The organism is Pseudomonas sp. NFPP28, assembly GCF_900115535.1.
GTDB lineage: Bacteria > Pseudomonadota > Gammaproteobacteria > Pseudomonadales > Pseudomonadaceae > Aquipseudomonas > Aquipseudomonas extremorientalis.
Genome location: NZ_FOWT01000003.1, coordinates 262,138 through 281,549, shown reverse-complemented (window position 1 = coordinate 281,549; position 19,412 = coordinate 262,138). Strand labels below are relative to the sequence as shown.

Annotated in this window: 25 protein-coding genes; 9 read left to right on the top strand and 16 right to left on the bottom strand. The window is 60.4% G+C overall.

The features are described 5' to 3' along the window. Positions 1-10: 10 nt before the first annotated feature. Complete coding sequence (locus BM110_RS09945; protein WP_093513267.1) at positions 11-1,294, bottom strand: arsenic transporter; 1,284 nt, start codon at positions 1,292-1,294, stop codon at positions 11-13. Positions 1,295-1,313: 19 nt separating this feature from the next. Beyond that, complete coding sequence (locus BM110_RS09940; protein WP_071488224.1) at positions 1,314-1,670, bottom strand: metalloregulator ArsR/SmtB family transcription factor; 357 nt, start codon at positions 1,668-1,670, stop codon at positions 1,314-1,316. A 177-nt stretch (positions 1,671-1,847) separates the two neighbouring features. Between BM110_RS09940 and BM110_RS09935 the strand changes: the two genes are divergently transcribed. From BM110_RS09935 to BM110_RS09920, 4 genes are all read left to right on the top strand, one after another. Further along, positions 1,848-2,063 carry a hypothetical protein gene (locus tag BM110_RS09935; protein ID WP_025856028.1) on the top strand — a complete coding sequence of 72 codons (216 nt, stop codon included), beginning with the start codon at positions 1,848-1,850 and terminating at the stop codon, positions 2,061-2,063. A 71-nt stretch (positions 2,064-2,134) separates the two neighbouring features. Next, positions 2,135-2,830: an AzlC family ABC transporter permease gene (locus BM110_RS09930; RefSeq protein WP_071488225.1), complete on the top strand. Its 696-nt coding sequence runs from the start codon at positions 2,135-2,137 to the stop codon at positions 2,828-2,830. Further along, positions 2,827-3,138: an AzlD domain-containing protein gene (locus BM110_RS09925; protein WP_071488226.1), complete on the top strand. Its 312-nt coding sequence runs from the start codon at positions 2,827-2,829 to the stop codon at positions 3,136-3,138. The genes BM110_RS09930 and BM110_RS09925 overlap by 4 nt, the downstream gene beginning before the upstream one ends. 176 nt (positions 3,139-3,314) lie before the next feature. Beyond that, the gene (locus BM110_RS09920) at positions 3,315-3,668 is read left to right on the top strand and encodes a hypothetical protein (RefSeq protein ID WP_058427861.1); all 354 of its coding nucleotides are present in this window, start codon (positions 3,315-3,317) and stop codon (positions 3,666-3,668) included. A gap of 144 nt (positions 3,669-3,812) precedes the next feature. On the opposite strand, the gene BM110_RS09915 is transcribed toward BM110_RS09920, so the two are convergent. From BM110_RS09915 to BM110_RS09880, 8 genes are all read right to left on the bottom strand, one after another. Further along, a complete protein-coding gene (locus BM110_RS09915; RefSeq protein ID WP_093513266.1) occupies positions 3,813-4,517 on the bottom strand; it encodes a YoaK family protein in 705 nt (234 codons plus the stop codon). Positions 4,518-4,586: 69 nt separating this feature from the next. Further along, positions 4,587-6,209 (bottom strand): ABC-F family ATP-binding cassette domain-containing protein, encoded by a 1,623-nt coding sequence (locus tag BM110_RS09910; RefSeq protein WP_093513265.1) that lies wholly within the window; start codon positions 6,207-6,209, stop codon positions 4,587-4,589. A 124-nt stretch (positions 6,210-6,333) separates the two neighbouring features. Continuing rightward, positions 6,334-7,371, bottom strand: coding sequence for a DNA topoisomerase IB (locus tag BM110_RS09905; protein WP_071488230.1), 1,038 nt, complete (start codon positions 7,369-7,371; stop codon positions 6,334-6,336). 78 nt (positions 7,372-7,449) lie between these two features. Further along, the gene (gene modC, locus BM110_RS09900) at positions 7,450-8,529 is read right to left on the bottom strand and encodes a molybdenum ABC transporter ATP-binding protein (protein ID WP_093513419.1); all 1,080 of its coding nucleotides are present in this window, start codon (positions 8,527-8,529) and stop codon (positions 7,450-7,452) included. A 5-nt stretch (positions 8,530-8,534) separates the two neighbouring features. After that, positions 8,535-9,215 carry a molybdate ABC transporter permease subunit gene (modB, locus tag BM110_RS09895; protein WP_092243734.1) on the bottom strand — a complete coding sequence of 227 codons (681 nt, stop codon included), beginning with the start codon at positions 9,213-9,215 and terminating at the stop codon, positions 8,535-8,537. Then, on the bottom strand, positions 9,216-9,974 hold the full coding sequence (gene modA, locus BM110_RS09890) for a molybdate ABC transporter substrate-binding protein (protein ID WP_071488232.1): 759 nt from the start codon (positions 9,972-9,974) through the stop codon (positions 9,216-9,218). It abuts the gene before it with no gap. A 119-nt stretch (positions 9,975-10,093) separates the two neighbouring features. Next, a complete protein-coding gene (locus BM110_RS09885; RefSeq protein WP_093513264.1) occupies positions 10,094-11,152 on the bottom strand; it encodes an NAD(P)H-dependent flavin oxidoreductase in 1,059 nt (352 codons plus the stop codon). Positions 11,153-11,261: 109 nt separating this feature from the next. After that, a complete protein-coding gene (locus tag BM110_RS09880) occupies positions 11,262-12,140 on the bottom strand; it encodes an alpha/beta fold hydrolase (RefSeq protein WP_093513263.1) in 879 nt (292 codons plus the stop codon). Between the two features lie 174 nt (positions 12,141-12,314). Between BM110_RS09880 and BM110_RS09875 the strand changes: the two genes are divergently transcribed. Then, positions 12,315-12,908, top strand: coding sequence for a CGNR zinc finger domain-containing protein (locus tag BM110_RS09875; RefSeq protein ID WP_093121033.1), 594 nt, complete (start codon positions 12,315-12,317; stop codon positions 12,906-12,908). Positions 12,909-12,964: 56 nt separating this feature from the next. Here the strand turns inward: BM110_RS09875 and ada are convergent, their stop codons facing one another. From ada to BM110_RS09855, 4 genes are all read right to left on the bottom strand, one after another. Continuing rightward, positions 12,965-14,017, bottom strand: coding sequence for a bifunctional DNA-binding transcriptional regulator/O6-methylguanine-DNA methyltransferase Ada (ada, locus tag BM110_RS09870; protein ID WP_092243718.1), 1,053 nt, complete (start codon positions 14,015-14,017; stop codon positions 12,965-12,967). Between the two features lie 75 nt (positions 14,018-14,092). Then, positions 14,093-14,758: a DNA oxidative demethylase AlkB gene (gene alkB / locus BM110_RS09865; RefSeq protein WP_093121032.1), complete on the bottom strand. Its 666-nt coding sequence runs from the start codon at positions 14,756-14,758 to the stop codon at positions 14,093-14,095. Positions 14,759-14,762: 4 nt separating this feature from the next. After that, the gene (locus BM110_RS29575; protein WP_012724160.1) at positions 14,763-14,930 is read right to left on the bottom strand and encodes a hypothetical protein; all 168 of its coding nucleotides are present in this window, start codon (positions 14,928-14,930) and stop codon (positions 14,763-14,765) included. Positions 14,931-14,960: 30 nt separating this feature from the next. Beyond that, complete coding sequence (locus BM110_RS09855; protein WP_003191319.1) at positions 14,961-15,263, bottom strand: DUF1883 domain-containing protein; 303 nt, start codon at positions 15,261-15,263, stop codon at positions 14,961-14,963. Positions 15,264-15,475: 212 nt separating this feature from the next. On the opposite strand from BM110_RS09855, the gene BM110_RS09850 reads away from it, so the two are divergent. Next, entirely contained in the window at positions 15,476-15,829 is a 354-nt protein-coding gene (locus BM110_RS09850; protein WP_071488238.1) for a hypothetical protein, read from the top strand. A 115-nt stretch (positions 15,830-15,944) separates the two neighbouring features. Then, on the top strand, positions 15,945-16,175 hold the full coding sequence (locus BM110_RS09845; protein WP_071488239.1) for a hypothetical protein: 231 nt from the start codon (positions 15,945-15,947) through the stop codon (positions 16,173-16,175). Between the two features lie 9 nt (positions 16,176-16,184). On the opposite strand, the gene BM110_RS09840 is transcribed toward BM110_RS09845, so the two are convergent. Then, the gene (locus tag BM110_RS09840; protein ID WP_071488240.1) at positions 16,185-16,466 is read right to left on the bottom strand and encodes a hypothetical protein; all 282 of its coding nucleotides are present in this window, start codon (positions 16,464-16,466) and stop codon (positions 16,185-16,187) included. A gap of 143 nt (positions 16,467-16,609) precedes the next feature. Further along, positions 16,610-16,795 carry a hypothetical protein gene (locus tag BM110_RS09835; protein WP_012724166.1) on the bottom strand — a complete coding sequence of 62 codons (186 nt, stop codon included), beginning with the start codon at positions 16,793-16,795 and terminating at the stop codon, positions 16,610-16,612. A gap of 309 nt (positions 16,796-17,104) precedes the next feature. Between BM110_RS09835 and galU the strand changes: the two genes are divergently transcribed. Together galU and gorA are read left to right on the top strand one after the other, a co-directional pair. Further along, on the top strand, positions 17,105-17,944 hold the full coding sequence (galU, locus tag BM110_RS09830) for a UTP--glucose-1-phosphate uridylyltransferase GalU (RefSeq protein WP_003173830.1): 840 nt from the start codon (positions 17,105-17,107) through the stop codon (positions 17,942-17,944). 105 nt (positions 17,945-18,049) lie between these two features. Further along, entirely contained in the window at positions 18,050-19,408 is a 1,359-nt protein-coding gene (gene gorA / locus BM110_RS09825) for a glutathione-disulfide reductase (protein WP_071488241.1), read from the top strand. The last annotated feature ends 4 nt before the right edge of the window (positions 19,409-19,412 follow it).

Sequence of the window (19,412 nt, the reverse complement as noted above, 5' to 3'; positions counted from 1 at the left end):
GGTATCTCCGTTAGAAACTCAGGCGCAAGGCGAGGGCGGCGAGGGTGATCAACAGCACCGGCAGGGACAGCACGATGCCGACCTTGAAGTAGTAGCCCCAGGTGATGCTGATGCCTTTGCGCGCCAGGATGTGCAGCCACAGCAAGGTGGCCAGGCTGCCGATAGGGGTGATCTTCGGGCCGAGGTCGCTGCCGATCACGTTGGCGTAGATCATCGCGTCCTTGACCACACCCCCGGCATGGCTGGACTCGATGGACAGCGCGCCGATCAACACCGTCGGCAGATTGTTCATCGCCGACGACAGCAGCGCCGTCAGCACACCGGTGCCCATGGCCGCGCCCCACACGCCGTAAGTGGCAAACGTGTCGAGCCAGGTGGCCAGGTAGGTGGTCAGGCCGGCGTTGCGCAGACCGTAGACCACCAGGTACATGCCCAGGGAAAAGATCACGATCTGCCACGGTGCTTCCTTCAGCACTTTGCGCGTGGAAATCTTGTGCCCCTTGGCGGCGATCACCAGCAACAGCAGGGCACAGGCGGCGGAAATCGCACTGATCGGAATGCCCAGCGGTTCCAGGGCGAAGCACCCCACCAGCAGGATGCCCAGCACCCACCAGCCGGCGCGGAAGGTCGCGCGGTCGTGGATGGCGCTGGCGGGGTCGTCCAGGTCGGCCGGGTCGTAGGTTTGTGGAATATCGCGGCGGAAGAACCACAGCAATACCGCCAGGGTGGCCGCGACGCTGACGAAGTTCACCGGCACCATCACGGCGGCGTATTCGTTGAAACCGATCTTGAAGTAGTCGGCCGAAACGATGTTCACCAGGTTCGACACCACCAGCGGCAGGCTGGCCGTGTCGGCGATGAATCCCGCGCCCATGACGAAAGCCAGGGTTGCCGCCGGGGAAAAGCGCAGGGCCAGCAGCATCGACATCACGATGGGCGTCAGGATCAGCGCTGCGCCGTCATTGGCAAACAACGCCGACACCAGCGCGCCGAGCAGCACCATATAGGCAAACAAACGCCGTCCGCGTCCACGTCCCCAGCGCGCCACATGCAAGGCGGTCCAGGCAAAAAAACCGGCCTCATCCAGCAGCAGGCTGATGATGATCAGCGCGACAAAAGTGCCGGTGGCATTCCAGATGATGTGCCATACCACTGGAATGTCGGCCAGGCTGATCACGCCGAAGGCCAGGGCCAGGATCGCGCCCAGGGTTGCGCTCCAGCCGACGCCCAGGCCTTTGGGCTGCCAGATGACCAGAACAATGGTGAAGATAAAAATCGCGATGGCGACAAGCATGGATAAACGCTCCGGTGGCTCAGCAGCAGGTGCTGGCCCGTTGTGGTCGGTCGCCCATTGCATCCAGACGCAGTGCGTCGCTGTGCAACCAGGGCTGGTTGGCTTGCAAAGTGGTGTGCAGCACGGCAGTGACCCAGTCGGGTAATGCCGGATTGATGCGGTAATAGATCCATTGACCCTGACGACGATCCAGCAGCAAGCCGCAACTGCGCAGTTGCGCCAGGTGACGGGAGATTTTTGGCTGGCTGTCGTCCAAGGCATGGATCAGTTCGCACACGCAAAGTTCGCCTTCGCGCAGGATCAATAACGTCAGGCGTGCCCGGGTGGCATCGGCCAGGCATTTGAACAGGGTGGGCGGGGAGATGAGGTCCGACATGGTCAAGGCCTTCGTATATATGGTTATCCGAATATACGTATTCCCATATGTATTGGTCAAATCCTGTTTCAATTGACTTGGATCATATGTCTCGAAAATCACCACAAGTGTCTGAAATTAAAATGAAACACGAATGTCCTAAAGTGCCTGCCCATTGCTGATGAAGGAAGACCCCGCGTGACCCGTGCCACTCGCAACCTGCGCAAGACCCTGGATTCCGTCGCGGAAAATAACGAAACCGCGGCGTTCGACCTGATGCGCGCCGTCGAAAAGCTCGGCGATGAAGTGCTGCGCCAGCGCCTGCTCAATACTATTCACCGACTCAACCAGGATGCTCACGAACTGCGCGAAGCGCGTGATTCGGTGGAACAAGTGTCGGTCCGGCTCGCCTGAGCAAGATCGTTCAAGACAACTCCATTGTTGCGCTGGCATGCTTGTCGACTGTCTGTCGATGAGCCGTTTCCATGCCTACTGCCTTACCTCATTACGCCTTCGCTCGCGGCGCCATTGCCGTCATTCCCTTGTCCCTGGCCTGCGCGCCCTGGGGACTGTTGGCCGGCTCCATGGCCATCGATGCACAATTCAGCCCGTTGGAAGCCCAGGGCCTTTCTGCCATCGTATTCGCCGGTGCTGCGCAACTGGTTGCCATCGGCATGGTCAAGAGCGGCGCCAGTCTGATTTCCATCGTGCTGACCACCTTGCTGCTGACCTCCCAGCATTTGCTGTATGGCATGCACTTGCGGCCGGTCCTTTCTCCCCTCAAGACCCGCTGGCGCATGAGCCTGGGCTTTCTGCTGACCGACGAATTCTTTGCGCTGGTCAGTCACTATGACCGCGAGACCTTCAATCGCTGGTATGCCTTGGGTGTCGGCCTGACGTTCTATATCGCCTGGAACCTGTTCACCCTGGCCGGCATCGTGCTTGGTAAAAGCATTCCCGGCCTCGACCAACTGGGCCTGGAATTTTCCATCGCCGCCACCTTCATCGCCTTGATTACGCCGGTGGTGCGTGACGTTCCCACGGTGGTCTGTGTGGCGGTGTCATTGCTGTTCTCGGTATGGCTGAGCTTCCTGCATTGGGAATCGGCGGTGGTGGTGTCCGGCCTGCTGGGCATGAGCGCAGGGTATGCCTGCAAGCGACTGGGAGTAGGGCAGCAATGATCTACATCATGATTGTGGCCATGGGCCTGGTGGTGTTTCTCAACCGTTACCTGTTTATCGAGCCACGCCTGCCGGTGCGCCTCAACCGTGGCGCGCGGGAGTTTCTGGGATTCGCGGTGCCGGGGATGCTCACGGCGATTTGCGGGCCGATCATTTTCCTGGCTGACCACCAGCTCAACCTGAGCCCGGCCAACCCTTACCTGCTGGCGGGTATCAGCGCCGTGGCATTGATGTTCTGGACGCGCAATGTGTTGATGACGGTGCTGCTGAGCATGGCGTTGTTCTATCTGTTCCGCTGGCTGCTCTGAGTACAACCGGGGCGAAAAAAAGCCCGCGGGAGAGCGGGCGGAAGGAAGACTTCTAAAAATGAGCGTGACCACTATAGGTCGCGTCTTGCCCCTTTACAGTGAAACAAAGTTCATGCGGCCGTCAGTCCGGCCTGTGGCAATGGTACAGTCGCGTTTTTTTCCAACGGAGCAATGGCATGCACAAGGTGGTAATTGGCGCACTGGTACTGGCGGCCCTGGCCGGTTGCGCGGGTTCGAAGATGAAAGAGGCGCGCGCAGGCACGCCTTACAAGACCCTGGCTTCGGACAAGGCCACCCTGGTCGTTGCCGAATGCGTGCAGTTCGGCTGGCAGGACGAAAGTGTGTTCGGCGTTGACGCCGGCGGCTTCAAGGAGCCAATCGGCGCGGGTGGCTTCACGGTGTACACCACCGCCGGCGATTACTTCGTCGATGTGCAGAGCGCGGGCAGCGGTTCCACCATCAAGTACTACGCCATCGAAGACAACATGCCGGCCAAGCGTCGTTTGGCCGCATTGGCGACCTGCCTGTAATCCGTTGCCTTAGTCGATTTAGGAAATGCCTGGCACGACAGCCGCGAGGCATTCGCTTATGATTCACCGGCTCGCCCGACATGATGGCTCTTTACCAGTACACGGACGTCGAGGCCTAAACGTCGGGCGAGCTCCTTTTAACCTTCAGCGCGGCATGAAGCCCAGGTGCCAGCGCCGAGGGATCTTCAGCGATACCAGCCCCAGAACCCCCGCCAATACACCGCTGACGATCAGCGCCTTGAGCCCCAGCTGCTGCTCCAGCAGCGCGCCGATCACCGCACCCACAAACATCCCGGCCCAAGGGATCAACTGTACGCGCCAGCCATTGCGGCGCTCGCCGAGCAGCCAGCGCCCCAGCCCACGGCCAAAGCGTGACAGTGCGCCGGTGACGTAAGTCAGTCCCACCGGCAGCCCGTTGACCTCTTCCACCGCAGCATTGAGCATGCCCATCGCGATGATCGCCGCCAGTAGCGCGGGCAAGGTATCGGCGAAGGGCAGGAGTGCACCGCCGCACAGCAAGGCGGCAATACACAGCAGCAAGGGCAGGGCATGGCGACGGCTGAGTCGGCTGACCACCACGCCCAGCGCGTTACCCACCACAAAAGTTGCCACCAGCAACAGCAGCCGCCCGGTCAGGCCCAGGTCACCCGCGCTTATCGCCACCGCCAGGCGCGTAGTGTTCCCGCTCATGAACGAAACAAAGTCACCGCTCGCCATGAAGCCGATGGCATCGGTCATGCCCGCCAGCACCGACAGGCTGGCTACCAGCATCAGTCCGACGCGGCCACGCCAACGCTGTCGATGGGCCAGTGCGGCATTGACGTAGGGCTTTCGTGGCGAAGGCAACATAGGGCCGGGTTCCTCGGTGAGATTATCCGGCCACTACCGTAGGACGCTTTAAGCGCGCATGCAATGACCTCAGGCAGGCGTCAGGGTCCAACCCGCAGGATGCCAATTCAGAAAGTGCGTCGGCCTGATCGCCTGCACAAACGCCGCGTCATGGGACACCACCAGCATTGCCCCGGCAAAACCTTGCATGGCTTGCTCAAACGCCATCACCGATTCCAGGTCCAAATGGTTGGTCGGCTCGTCCAGCAACAGCAATTGCGCCGGCACTGCGCGCCACAAGGCAACCGCCATCGCAGCTTTCAAGCGTTCGCCGCCGCTGAGTCGCCCGGCGGGTTGGGTCACACGTAGGGCATCCAGTTGCAGCAGGGCCAGGCGCGTGCGCAATTCGCCTTCCGCCAGCGAGGTGTCCAGCAGGTTCAGTTGTTCGACGATGGAACGGTGGTCGTCGAGCAGCGCGAGGTGCTGATCGATATAGGCGCTGGGCACGTGCACGTGGCATTCGCCGCTTTCCGCACGCCATTCTCCCGCCAGCACTTTGAGCAGCGTGGACTTGCCGCAACCGTTGGGTCCATGCACAGCCACCCGCACCGGGCCGGTGAGGTGCACGTTGAGGCAGGTCGACGGCAGCCAGGGTAATTGCGCGTTGATCAACGACAGCACCTGTCGGCCGTTGGGTACCGCTGATGCAGGCAATGCCAACAGCGTCGGTGTTTCATCCTCGACCCGTGCATAGGCTTGGCGCACCTGGGCATCCAGCTCCTGTTTGTGTTGCTCATGGGCGCTGCGCAGGGTGCTGACGATCTGCGTGGCAGCGCCTTTCCAGCGCGCTTTGGTGAAGCGATCGACGTTGGCCGTTTCCGCATGCTTGCGTGAGCGGGCGGCATGGCGTTGCAGGTTGTCGTGGCCTTTTTGCAGGCGCCGCTTTTCGCGGCTGCGTTCCAGGCGGGCGTGTTCCAGTGCGGCGACGGCGGCGTGCTGTTCAGCGTCGCGCTGTTGTCGATAGGCGTCGTAGTTCCCGCCATATAGGTTTACGCCGAGCGGCGACAGTTCAATGATGCGCCCCATGGCGTTGAGTAATTGCCGGTCATGGCTGACCACCAGCAGGCCGCCACGCCATTCGTCGAGGACACGCAGCAGCCAGGCGCGGCCATCGCTATCGAGGTGGTTGGTGGGTTCATCGAGCACCAGCAACTGTGGCGCGGCCAGCAGCGCGCCGATGATCGCAACCCTGGCTAACTGGCCGCCGCTGAGTTGACGGGCTGGGGTATCAACAGAAAGCCGCGACAACCCTGCGGCATTCAAGCTACTGCGCAAACGCTCGGCCAAGTCCCAACGATCATCGATCAATTCGAGATCATCGATCTGTGGGGCGCCTCGGGCCATGCGCTCAAGGGCGGTCAATATCACTGCGGTGCCGGTAAGATCGGCGACGGTATCGCCTGGCGCTACCACGACGTTCTGCGCTACATAGATCACGCTGCGCGGGCAATTCAACGAGCCGGAGGAGGGCGACAACAGCCCCGCGATCAATTTGGCGAGTACACTTTTTCCTCGACCATTGCGCCCCACGATACCGGTGGGGGTGTAATCGATGGACAGGTTGAGGTCATCCAGCAGCGTCTCGCCATTGGCGAACCGGAAGGATAAATGTTGCAGGGAAACAAGCACAGGCAGCCGGTTGACGTCAGTCATCAGCACCTCCAAAAAAATGTCGGACAGGCCAACAAGCGCGCCAGGCGGCTCGTTGCGGGTACATTTTGGAAGGCTTAGTGGTTCACGTCGGCGGTCGTCCTGCGCATCAGAAGGGAGGCAAAGCCTAACCCGCCTTGGCTTTTTTCGGCAAGTCTTGCGCCAGTTGCTCCAGGAACATCGCCAAGGCCACTTCTTCGGCCTTGAGCCCTTTGCGCAGTCTTGGTTTGGGCAATTTGGAGAGTTCGCCGAGGCTGAAATGCTCCAGCACGGCCGGGTGGATATAGCATTTGCGGCACACCGCCGGCGTGTTGCCCAACTGCCTGGCGACATCCTTGACCATCGCCACCACATGCCGCTTGGCATCCGACTCAGGCTGCCATTCCAGCTCGCGCAACACCGCCAGCGCCATGGCGGTGCCGGCCCAGGTGCGGTAGTCCTTGGCGGTGAAGTCGGCGCCGGTGAGGCGGTGCAGGTAGTCATTGACGTCCTGGGAACTGACGGTGTGCCGTACACCGTCTTCGTCCAGGTACTGGAACAGGTTCTGCCCCGGCAGCTCCATGCAGCGTTTGACCACCGTGGCCAGGCGCCGGTCCTTGACGCTGATCTGGTGCTCTACGCCGCTCTTTCCACGAAACTGGAACTGAATCTCGCTGCCTTTGACATCCACATGACGGGTGCGCAGGGTGGTCAGCCCGTAGGACTTGTTGTCCCGCGCATACTGAGTATTGCCGACCCGGATCAGCGTCGCGTCCAGCAGCATGACGACCGTGGCCAGGACTTTTTCGCGGGTAAAGCCGGGTTCGGCGATTTGCGCTTCCAACTGTTTGCGCAGCTTCGGCAAGGCGTTGCCGAATTCCTGCAGACGCGAGTATTTGTCGCTGTCGCGCACCTCACGCCAGCGCGCGTGATAGCGGTACTGCTTGCGCCCGCGCGCGTCGCGGCCGGTCGCTTGCAGATGGCCTTGCGGGTCGGCGCAGATCCACACATCGGTGTAGGCCGGCGGTACGGCGAGGGCATTGAGGCGCTTGATCTCATCCGCATCGCGGATACGCTCGCCCTTGGAATCGAAATACTGGAACTTGCCCCGCAGCGTCTTGCGACGGATGCCGGGCTGGGTGTCGTCAACGTAATGCAGGTCGCGGGGCAGCGCAGAGTCGGACATGGGGCGGGTTCCTTGGCAACACATCAGGCCGGTATGTCTGATTGACCGCAGCCGTATGCGGTCGTGCCAAAAGATTGCTCAAGCCAGCACGGCGACCGCCTTGATCTGCGCCCACAACGTCTGGCCGGGGTGCAGTTGCAACTGGTCGCGGGAGAATCGCGTGATGCGCGCCAACAGCGGCGAGCCTCCCGCGTCCAGGCGTACCAGCACGTGAGCGCTGTTGTCCGCGGCAATTTCCTGGGTGACGGTGACCGGCAGGCGATTGAGGATACTGCTGTGCTCCTCGGCTTGCAGACTGAGGCTCACGTCGCGCGCCTGCACCTTGATGCGCAGCGCCTTGCCCAGCGCCAGCGGTGCATGGGCCACGCGCATGTGCAGGGCGCTGGCGGGCAGTTGCAGCGTGAGCAATTGGTAGTGGTCGTCGTAGGCACTGACCGTACCATTGATGATCACACCGGCATCGTCACCCCGCGCCAGGGGCAGGTCGAGACGTGCCAGGGTTTCACCGATGGGGCCGCTGGCCAGGGCCTTGCCGTCGCTGAGCAGCACGATGTGATCGGCCAGGCGTGCCACTTCATCCTGGGCGTGGCTGACGTACAGCACCGGGATATCCAGTTCATCGTGCAGGCGTTCGAGGTACGGCAGGATTTCCCCCTTGCGCTGACTGTCGAGGGCAGCCAGCGGCTCGTCCATCAGCAGCAGGCTCGGGCTGGTGAGCAAGGCGCGGGCGATACCGATGCGCTGGCGCTCGCCGCCGGAGAGGTGTTGGGGAAGGCGCTCGAGCAGATGACCGATGCCCAGCAACTCAGTAGCCTGGGCCATGTCCACACGACGCTGTTGACGGGCAATCCGCTTGAGGCCGAACTCCAGGTTGGCGCGCACCGACAGGTGCGGAAACAGGCTGGCCTCCTGAAACACGTAGCCCAGTGCACGTTTATGCGGCGGCACGAACAGCCCGTTACGGCTGTCTTGCCAGACGTCATCATTGATCTGGATGAAGCCGTCTTCGGCGCGTTCCAGCCCGGCGATGCAGCGCAGGCAGGTGGTCTTGCCGGAACCGGAATGCCCGAACAGCGCGGTCACGCCTCGGCCGGGCAGGTGCAGGTCCACATCGAGGGCAAAGCTCGAGTACTTGAGGTTCAGGCGTACATTGATCATCGACATCAGCTCCAGCCCATCCTGGTTTTACGGCTGGAGTAGAGCGCCAGCAACACAAGGAACGCGAACACCACCATGGAGCCGGCCAGCCAATGGGCCTGGGCGTATTCCATGGCTTCCACATGGTCGTAGATCTGCACGGAGACCACGCGGGTCTTGTCCGGGATATTGCCGCCGATCATCAGCACCACGCCGAATTCGCCGACGGTGTGCGCAAAGCCCAGGATCGAGGCGGTGATAAAGCCGGGGCGGGCCAGGGGCAGAATCACCGTGAAAAAAGTGTCCCACGGGTTGGCACGCAAAGTTGCGGCCACTTCCAGTGGGCGTGTGCCGATGGCGGAGAAGGCGTTTTGCAACGGCTGCACCACAAACGGCATGGAATAGATCACTGAGCCGATCACCAGCCCGGCGAAGCTGAAGGTGAGGGTGCCCAGGCCCAACCACTGAGTGAACTGGCCGAAATAGCCATTGGGCCCCATGGTCAACAACAGGTAGAAACCGATCACCGTCGGCGGCAACACCAACGGCAAGGCGACGATCGCACCAATGGGGCCGCGCCACCAGGAACGGGTGCGCGACAGCCACAAGGCAATCGGAGTGCCGACGACCAGCAGGATCACGGTGGTCAGTGAGGCCAGTTTGAGGGTCAACCAGATAGCGGAGAAATCGGCACTCGATAACGGCATTTACTTGGCCAGCTCGTAACCAAAGGACTTGATGACGGCAGCGGCTTTAGGCCCCTTGAGGTATTCGACCAGTGCCTTGGCAGCGGCGCTGTCTTTGCCCTTGTTGAGGATCACTGCGTCCTGTTTGATCGGGTCGTGCATGGACGCCGGGACGATCCACGCCGAACCGCTGGTGACGTTGCCGTCTTTATAAATCTGCGACAACGCCACAAAGCCCAGCTCGGCGTTGCCGGTGGACACGAACTGATAAGCCTGGGTGATGTTCTGGCCTTCGACAATCTTGTCCTTGACCTTGTCGGTCAGACCTTCCTTGGCCAACACCTGAGTGGCAGCCAGGCCATAGGGCGCGGCTTTCGGGTTGGCAATCGACAGGTGCTTGAACTCGTTTTTCTTCAATACGTCGCCTTTGGCGTCGACGTAACCGTCCTTCGCCGACCATAGCGCCAGGGTGCCGACGGCGTAGGTGAAGCGCGAACCCTTGACGGTATCGCCTTCGCTTTCAAGCTTTTGCGGGGTGGTGTCGTCGGCGCTCAGGAATACTTCGAACGGCGCGCCATTCTTGATCTGGGTGTAGAACTGGCCGGTGGCACCGTAGGCCGCGACCAGTTTGTGCCCGGTATCTTTCTCGAAGTCGGTGGCGATCGCCTGGATCGGTGCAGTGAAGTTGGCGGCGACGGCCACCTGGACTTCATCGGCGTGGGCCGAACCGAATGCCAGGGCAACGGCCAGGATGGCCAGGCGTGAGGCATGACTCTTCATGAAACAGCTCCTTTGAGGGTGTACGGCTTGTTATAGGTAGAAGGCTTAACCGCTATGTATGGGAATATATAGCGGTTGGCCTTTGCCGGTACAGTGCAAAGTTGCCACACAGCCGAGTGCTAGTTGAGCTTGGCCAGCGCCTGCTCCGCCAATTCACGGGTCAGTTCAAAAGTCGTGGTGTCTTTGCCCAGGCGCAGTGCCTGGCCGGACCACAGGTTGCTGAAGCCCGCTTCATCCTTGGCCTTGAGCGGTATCAACGCGCCACCGGAAGTGGGGAACGCCGGTGCGGCCGGGTTGATCGCGCCCAACTCGCGCATTACCCGGTTGACGATGCCCCGTGCCGGGCGACCGGTGAACAGGTTGGTCAGCGCGGTTTCGCTGGCCTGGGCATGGCGCAAAGCATAGTGATGTGAGGCCGTGACGTTGGCTTCGGGAGTAAACAGGTACGCCGTGCCAATCTGCACCGCCGAGGCGCCGAGGGCGAACGCTGCGACAATCCCGCGCGCATCACCGATGCCGCCGGCGGCAATCACTGGCACGCTGACGGCGTCGACGACTTGCGGCAACAAGGCGAACAGGCCGATCTGGGTATTGAGGTCGTCGCTGAGGAACAATCCACGGTGCCCGCCGGCCTCACTGCCCATGGCGATGATTGCATCGCAGCCATGCTGTTCCAGCCAGATCGCTTCTTCCACGGTGGTGGCCGAAGACAGCACTTTGGCACCAGTGGCTTTCACCCGGTCCAGCAGGGACTTTTCCGGCAAACCGAAGTGAAAGCTGACCACCTCGGGGCGGAATTCTTCGACGACCTGGCACGCGGCGTCATTGAACGGTTCACGGTTGGAGACCGGGGTGGGCGCATCAAAGTCGGCGCCCAGTTCGCGGTAGTAGGGTTCCAGCAGTGCCTTCCAGCGGCGATCACGCTCGGGGTCTGGCGTGGGCGGTTGGTGGCAGAAGAAATTGACGTTGATCGGACGTGGGCTGGCCTGGCGAATGGCGGTCAGCGCTTCGCGCAGCTGCTCGATGCTCAGTGCTGCAGCCGGCAGCGAACCCAACGCACCGGCCTGATTGGCGGCGATAACCATGGCGGTGGTCGTGCCCACCGCCATGGGGGCCTGGATGATGGGCAACTGAATGCCCAGCAGGTCGAGAAGGCGGGTGTCTGGCCAGGTGCTCATGGGATGCGTCTCCAGCGTTAGTGAGGCTTTTCGCTGTTTTAACAGGGCCCATGGCCCGCGGCCACTCTGTTTTATTCACTGGACGATCGCGGCGTTTCGTGGTGCGTCATCAATCAATGGCGTTGCCGAGTACGGCGTGAATCCGCTCGGCGATATGGGCGGCATGGGTTTCCAGGGCGAAGTGACCGGTGTCGAGCAGTTCCACCACGGCGTTCGGGTTGTCGGTTTTATAGGCGTGGGCGCCTGGCGGGATAAAGAACGGGTCGTTCTGGCCCCAGATCACCAGCGTGGGTACGTGTGTGGCCTTGAAGAACGCCTGGAACGCCGGGTACAGCGTCAGGTTGTTGCGGTAGTCGAGGAACAGGTCCAGTTGGATCTCGTCATTGCCGGGGCGCTGCATGAGCAGTACATCGAGCATGTAGGATTCCGGGGCTACCCGCTCGGGCTGCTTTACGCCATGCAGGTATTGGTAGCGCGTGCCTTCCAGGCTGATCACTGCGTTGCGAATCACCTCGCGGTTGGCCTGGGACGGCTCGTTCCAATAGCTGCGAATCGGTGCCCAGGCATCCCCCAGGCCCTCCAGATAGGCGTTACCGTTCTGCGACACCAGTGCGCTGACCCGTTCCGGATGCGCCACCGCCAGGCGCAGGCCCACCGGCGCGCCATAGTCGAACACATATAGGGCGTAACGGCTCAACGCCAGCGCATCGACAAAATGCCCGACCGTGATTGCCAGGTTGTCGAAGCTGTAGTGGTAATCGCGCTCAGCCGGCACCTCGGTGAAGCCGAAGCCCGGCAGGTCCGGCGCAATGACCCGGAAGCGCGTGGCAAGCAAGGGGATCAGGTCGCGGTACATGTGCGACGAACTGGGAAAGCCGTGCAGCAGCAACATGACCGGTGCCGATGCAGCACCGGCCTCGCGGTAGAACATGCGCACGCCGTCGGCATCGACGTGGCGGTAGTGAACGACAGGGGTTGGAGTGGTCATGATGGAATGCCCTTTGTAACTAGATTGAGTTGATTTACGGGTTACCTTTTTAAAAAGCTGCGCTGATTAATGTAACCTGTCAAATCATTTATGAGGGTTAGAATTATTGTTTTTGTAACTATCCTGATGGCGTAATAGCGGTTACGATACGGGCGCTCACAAGAGGATTGCCCCATGACCCTTTCCCCATCCACTGCCGCCCCCTCGGAACCCTACGTCCTGGCCGATGATCCGGTGTTGGACATGCTCAATACCCTGGCGAACATCGACGGCGTGCCGTGGGATTTCTGGCAGGCCGATGCCGACGTGGCCGCCTGGTTGGTGCGCCTGCAATGGGTTGAACAACACGGTATTGCGCAGTTTGAACCAGGGGCCTTGCTCAGCGCTGCGCGGGAGTTGCGCGAAGTGATTCGTGAGTTGGTGGCTGCGCGCAAAGCGCGACTACCTGGCAATCCGGCTGCGCTCAACGGCTTTTTACGCAAGGCGGTGAGCCACCCGCAGTTGGTGTGGCCGGCGTCCGAGGCGCCAAAGCTTGAGCGCCAGCGCAAGCAGCAGACGGCGCAACAGTTCCTGGCCCCGATTGCCGAAGCGGCCGCCACGTTGCTGGTGGAAGGAGATTTCAATTTGATCCGGCGCTGCGAGCATCCGGAATGCATCTTGTGGTTTTATGACCGCACCAAGGCCCACAAGCGCCGCTGGTGCAGCATGGCGTTGTGTGGCAATCGGCATAAAGTCGCTGAATTTCGTAAACGCAAACTGAAGCTTTGAAGGAGATGGCCTTGCACACCATCCAGGAGCAGCACGTCGCGACAGTCAGGGATCCGCTAGGTCTTAGACGACTGTTCTCTGGCGAGCAATTGCTGCTTGCGCTCCACCCCCCAGCGGTAGCCCGATAGCTCACCATTGCTACGCACTACGCGGTGGCAAGGGATGGCCACCGCCAGGCTGTTGGCGCCACACGCCTGGGCCACCGCACGGAACGACTTTGGTGCGCCGATGCGCTCGGCGATCTGCGCGTAGCTGGCGGTGCTGCCCGGTGGAATCTCACGCAAGGCTTGCCAGACCCGTTCCTGGAATGCGGTGCCGCGCAGGTCCAGTGGCAAGTCCAGGCCGAGCGCGGGCGCTTCGATAAACCCCACGACCTGCGCAATCAGTTGCTCGAAACCCGGGTCGGCGCCCACCAGTTCCGCGTTGGGAAATTGATCCTGTAGATCGCGCACCAGTTGGTCCGGGTCATCCCCCAGCAGAATCGCACAGACACCGCGAGCGCTCTGCGCCACCAGGATCGCTCCCAGTGAGCACTGCCCGACGGCGAACAGTATCGCAGTGTTGGTGCCCCCGGCCTTGTAGTCGCCGGGCTTCATGCCAAGTAGTTGGTCGGCGGATTCATAAAAGCGGCTGTTGGAGTTGAAGCCCGCGTCATACAGTGCATCCGTCACTGAGTGCGCGCTCTTGAGACCGTCGCGCACCTTGCGCGAACGATGGGCGCTGGCATAGCCCTTGGGTGTCAGGCCAGTAACGGCTTTGAACACACGGTGAAAATGAAAGGGGCTGAGATTGGCGTGCAGTGCCAGCGTATTCAGGCTGGGTGGAGTGTCGGCCTGTTCGATATGACGACAGGCATCGGCCACCAGTTGTGCATGCTGCGCCGCTAGCTGGGTCTGGTCGCCGACCGCGCGTCTGCTGGCGCGATAGCCGGCGGCTTCGGCCTGCGCCGGGGTGTCGAAGAACTCGATGTTTTCCGGGCGCGGCAAGCGTGAAGCGCTACTGGCGCGGCAGTACACGCCGGTGGTCTTCACGCCATAGACGAACAGCGCATCGGCCTTGGGGTCACGGGCAAGTACGGCGGCCCAGCGCGGGTCTTGTTCGGTAGTCATGTTCGGCACTCTTGACGGATCCCGGCCAGATTAGCCGGGTCGCGAACGCCTGGCACTCTGAAGCTTGCGGTCAAATCAGCCGGCGGTGCGAAAGGTCAGGTTGATGCGTTGCGCACCCATCACCGGGTGCACGCCTTCCTTGATCGGCATCACGCCATGAAAGCGCAGGCGGTCCACGCCGCCCCAGACCACCACGTCGCCATGGAACAGCGAGACTTTGCGGGGCTTGTCGCTGCGCGCATGCCCACCAAACAGGAAAATCGCCGGCAGTCCGAGCGAGACAGACACCACGGGTTCGCTGTAACGACGCTCATTCTTGTCTTGATGCAGCGACATTTTTGCGCCGGGTACATAGCGGTTGATCAGGCAGGCGTCCGGGGCAAAGTCAGGGAACCCGGCATCAGCGGCCGCCAGCACCGCCAATTCGCGCAGGGCGCACGGCATGGGCGGCCAGGGTTGCTGGCTACGTGGGTCCACGGATGAGTAACGGTAACCAGAGGTGTCGGTAGTCCAGCCCAGGTCGCCGCAACTGCTCAATGCCGCCGACATGGTAAAACCACCCGGTGTGACCATTTGCCGAAACGGTGATTGAGCCAGCACCTGCCGTAGTTCCGGTAGAAGGCGCTCAATCCAGGGCAGGGCGTAGCCTTTTAATACGCAGGACTGTTCGCCAATTTGCTCGCGCCCTGCGGGTTGCTGCAAGGCGTCTTCGGCGAACAGATCTTCGGTGGGGCCGGGCATTCGCCTACAGCGCCTTGCTCACATTGATGTCGGTGATTTCATCACTGGCATCGTGAATTTTCGCCAAGGCTTGCTTGGCTTCTTCGACGCTGTTGGTCTGCAGTTGAGCGAACTCAAAGCGGCGTTCGCCGTTGAGCTTGTACTTGATCACGTATTTGGTAGTAGCGGTCACGATCGTTTCCTGTGGGAGGGGCGGGTCAGCTCAGCTCAGCTTGGAGCTGGTGCGACGCACAATGCGGATCTTGTGAGACAGCGCGGGTTTGCGGGTCACGCTGATGGCACGGCGTGTGACCACGTCCAGGGTGATATTCCAGAACCCGGTGCTCGGTGCGGTGATCTTGGCGGGGAACTTGTCGAACGCGCCGCCGTGGTAGGTGTGTCGGCCGCCATTCTTGAAGCTGCGAAAGTTCGCATCGCTCATTAGCCGGATATTACAAGTCTGCGAGCATTCGATGACAACAATGTCTCCCTCGTTGAGGTGCTCGCGCTGGTGGATGAATTTCATGAGGGTGTCTCCAGAAGGGCTTTTTCTGAAAAATCAGAACGATACGTAGGTTAAGATGGAGTTTATCAGCCCCAGCGCGTTTATTATCGGCCCGTGTTCAACGACGTCGACAATTTAAAACAGTTATTTACCGAGTTTTCAGGGATAAATCCTACGTGGGCGGGAGAAAAATACCATCCCCGCTGTCGTAGGGTCTTTATCGGAGGTTTTGTATGAAGTGGAGTGTGTTGGTTCTGGCCCTGGCGATTGGTGGGTGTGCTTCGGTTGCAGATATCAAGCAGACCCCGCCGACCCTGGCGGTCATTTCCGGGAAGAAACCGCAGGAATATGCTGCCTGTGTAGTGCGCAAACTGTCCACCACGCGCCGCCCGCCGCAGATCGAGCCACATAAGGACGGTGTGCAGGTGATTGTGCCGCAGAAATTCTCGGCTGACCCGTCGGCGATTTTCGAGATCGAAGACCGCTCCAGTGGCAGCAGTATCAAGCTCTATGAGAGCATGTCCAATGTGCCGATCCGTCCCGGTGATGTGAAGAAGGCCGGCGAAGAGTGCATTTCCGGTTCATAAGCGCCGTTTCACCCACTGATCGGGCAGGGCATCCGTTAAACTCTCGCCCATTCAATGCAAAAATGCCGTGCAAACCCCCGGTTTGTGCGGCATTTGTTTTTTCGGGAAGTCTTTTATGAAGCGTGAACACGTCAGGGCTCGCCAGGCCGAAGGCCAGATATCGGCCACTCACATCATCCAGAACCCCGCTGACTTGGGGGAGTGGATTGTATTTTTCAAGAAAAGCGGTGGCCGCAGCTTTTTCCTGGTGGACGATCAGGATGAAGTCGAGTCGTTCTCGCGGCTGGATGACCTGGTGGAGACCATTCGTGGCCTGGGTATCAAGTTCGCCGACATCCAGTTGTAGGCGCTAAGCTTACTTGCACACGACTACGACACTGCGGCTTTTGAAGTTGCCAACGTCCTGGCCCAGGGTCTTTTCACTTTCCTTGAGCGAAGGCGTGCCTTCGGTGCCGACGATACGGTAGCCGGTGCCTGCGCAAGAAGCGTCGGCCTTTTCATAGCAACTGGCCCAGGAATTGGCTTCGCCCGAGCAGTCGATGGTCAGGCCTTGCTCACCGTTTTTCAGGTAGACGTCAGAGGTGGTGGTGCATCCGGCGAGCGCCAGTCCTGCAGTCAGTGCCAGAATCTTATTCATGTAGGTTCATCATCGAGGGTGTTGGAGGGCACGCTGACACTGTCGTGGGGCGTTTTGGCGAGATTATAGCGAACTGCCATCTACGTACAGACAAACACAAAAAAGCCCCGTTCACCGGGGCCTTCTGCACAGGGCGTTGACGCTTACTTGCCCTTGGGCCGTTTGCTCGAAGCGTGGCCTGCTTCATCCACAAACACTTCGGCTACGGCAATAGCCTGGCTTTCGCTGGCAAATGCGCCGGCGACGCTGTCGCCGTGGAAGTTGATCAGGTGCCAACCGTCTGCTCGCTTGGTGATCAGGTAGCCGTTCACGCCTTTTGGTTCTGACATCTATCAAGTATCTCGTGGTCTGGTTCAAGGGCCTAATGATAGCGCCAAATGTCGCGGGCACGCGCAAGTTATTCTAGGTCAGTGTTACCGCTGTAAAAGCATGCTAAAAAGGTCACAGCCCTTGGAAATACCCAGTGCAGGCTCATTTGGCCGTGCCGATGCAGATGCGCTTCGTAAGATACGCGGAACTTACGCCGAGATTTTTTCTCTATGATGACATCGCAACGCCAGCAGGACCCATTGTAAGGTGACTGCGGCCTGATTAGACTGCGCCGAATTCCGTACGCACAGCCCTTTGTAAGGACCCATATGATCAAGAAATGCTTGTTCCCAGCAGCCGGTTACGGCACTCGCTTCTTGCCAGCGACCAAGGCCATGCCCAAAGAGATGCTGCCGGTGGTGAACAAGCCACTGATTCAGTACGGCGTCGAAGAGGCACTGGATGCCGGCCTGAACGAAATCTCTATCGTGACCGGCCGTGGTAAGCGCGCGCTGGAAGACCACTTCGACATCAGCTACGAGCTGGAAAACCAGATCAAGGGCACCGACAAGGAAAAATACCTGGTCGGCATCCGCAAACTGCTGGACGAATGCTCGTTCTCCTACACCCGTCAGACTCAGATGAAAGGCCTCGGCCACGCCATCCTGACCGGCCGCCCGTTGATCGGTGACGAACCGTTCGCCGTGGTCCTGGCGGATGACCTGTGTGTGAACCTGGAAGGCGATGGCGTACTGACCCAGATGGTCAAGCTGTATCAAAAGTACCGCTGCACTATCGTTGCAGTGATGGAAGTGAACCCCACCGAAACCAACAAGTACGGCGTTATTGCCGGTGACGACATTGGCGATGGCCTGATCCGCGTGCGTGACATGGTCGAGAAACCAGCGCCGGAAGACGCACCTTCCAACCTGGCGATCATCGGTCGTTACATCCTGACTCCGGACATCTTCAAGCTGATCGAGGAAACCGAGCCAGGCAAGGGTGGCGAGATCCAGATCACCGATGCCCTGCTCAAGCAGGCCAAAGACGGTTGCGTGATTGCCTACAAATTCAAGGGCCAGCGTTTCGACTGCGGTGGCGCCGAGGGCTACATCGAAGCGACCAACTTCTGCTACGAGCACTTCTACAAGACTGGCAAGGCTTACTGATTCACGGTGTAGGCAGCCTGTTCCAAAAAAGCCACCTTCGGGTGGCTTTTTCGTTTTTCAGCCCCATGTAAGTCGGTATGCTGATGTCCTGCCGAGGAGAGTGAAATGGCCTACGATTTTGACCTGTATGTAATTGGCGCCGGTTCCGGCGGTGTGCGTGCGGCACGTTTTGCCGCAGGCTTTGGTGCCAAGGTGGCCGTGGCGGAAAGCCGCTACCTGGGCGGCACCTGTGTCAACGTCGGTTGCGTGCCGAAAAAACTGTTGGTGTACGGCGCTCATTTTGCCGAGGATTTCGAGCAGGCCAGCGGTTTTGGCTGGTCGTTGGGCGAGGCGAATTTTGATTGGGCCACCTTGATCGCCAACAAGGACCGCGAGATCAATCGCCTCAATGGCATCTATCGCAACCTGCTGGTCAACAGCGGCGTAACCCTGCATGAAGGGCATGCGCGCCTGGTGGATCCGCATCAGGTCGAAATCAATGGCCAGCGCTTTACCGCCAGGCACATTCTGATCGCAACGGGTGGTTGGCCGCAGATTCCGGAGATTCCTGGGCGCGAACACGCCATTGGCTCCAATGAAGCGTTTTTCCTCAAGGAATTGCCCAAGCGTGTGCTGGTGGTCGGCGGTGGTTACATCGCTGTCGAGTTTGCCGGTATTTTCCACGGCCTGGGCGCCCAGACCTCGTTGCTGTACCGCGGCGACCTGTTCCTGCGCGGCTTCGACGGTTCGGTACGCACGCACTTGAAGGAAGAGCTGACCAAGCGCGGCCTGGACCTGCAATTCAATGCCGATATCGAGCGCATCGACAAACAGGCCGATGGCAGCCTCAAGGCTACGCTGAAAGACGGCCGGGTGCTGGAAGCTGATTGCGTGTTCTACGCCACGGGGCGGCGCCCGATGCTGGATAACCTGGGCTTGGAGAACACCGGCGTCAAACTCGACAAGCGTGGTTTCGTTGAGGTGGATGACCTGTACCAGACCGCCGAGTCCTCGATCCTGGCCATCGGCGATGTGATCGGTCGTGTGCAATTGACGCCGGTTGCCCTGGCCGAAGGCATGGCCGTGGCGCGTCGCCTGTTCAAGCCTGAGCAGTATCGTGCGGTGGATTACAAGATGATCCCGACGGCGGTATTCAGCCTGCCGAACATTGGCACCGTGGGGCTCTGCGAAGAAGAGGCGAGGGAGAAGGGCCACAAGGTGCAGGTCTTCGAAAGCCGTTTCCGGCCGATGAAGCTGACCCTCACCGAGTGCCAGGAAAAGACCTTGATGAAGCTGGTGGTCGACGCCGACACCGACAAAGTGCTGGGTTGCCACATGGTCGGCCCGGATGCGGGTGAAATCGTGCAGGGCCTGGCGATCGCGCTCAAGGCAGGCGCGACCAAGCAGCACTTCGATGAAACCATCGGCGTGCACCCGACGGCGGCGGAAGAGTTCGTCACCATGCGCACGCCCGTAGCGGGCTGATCAA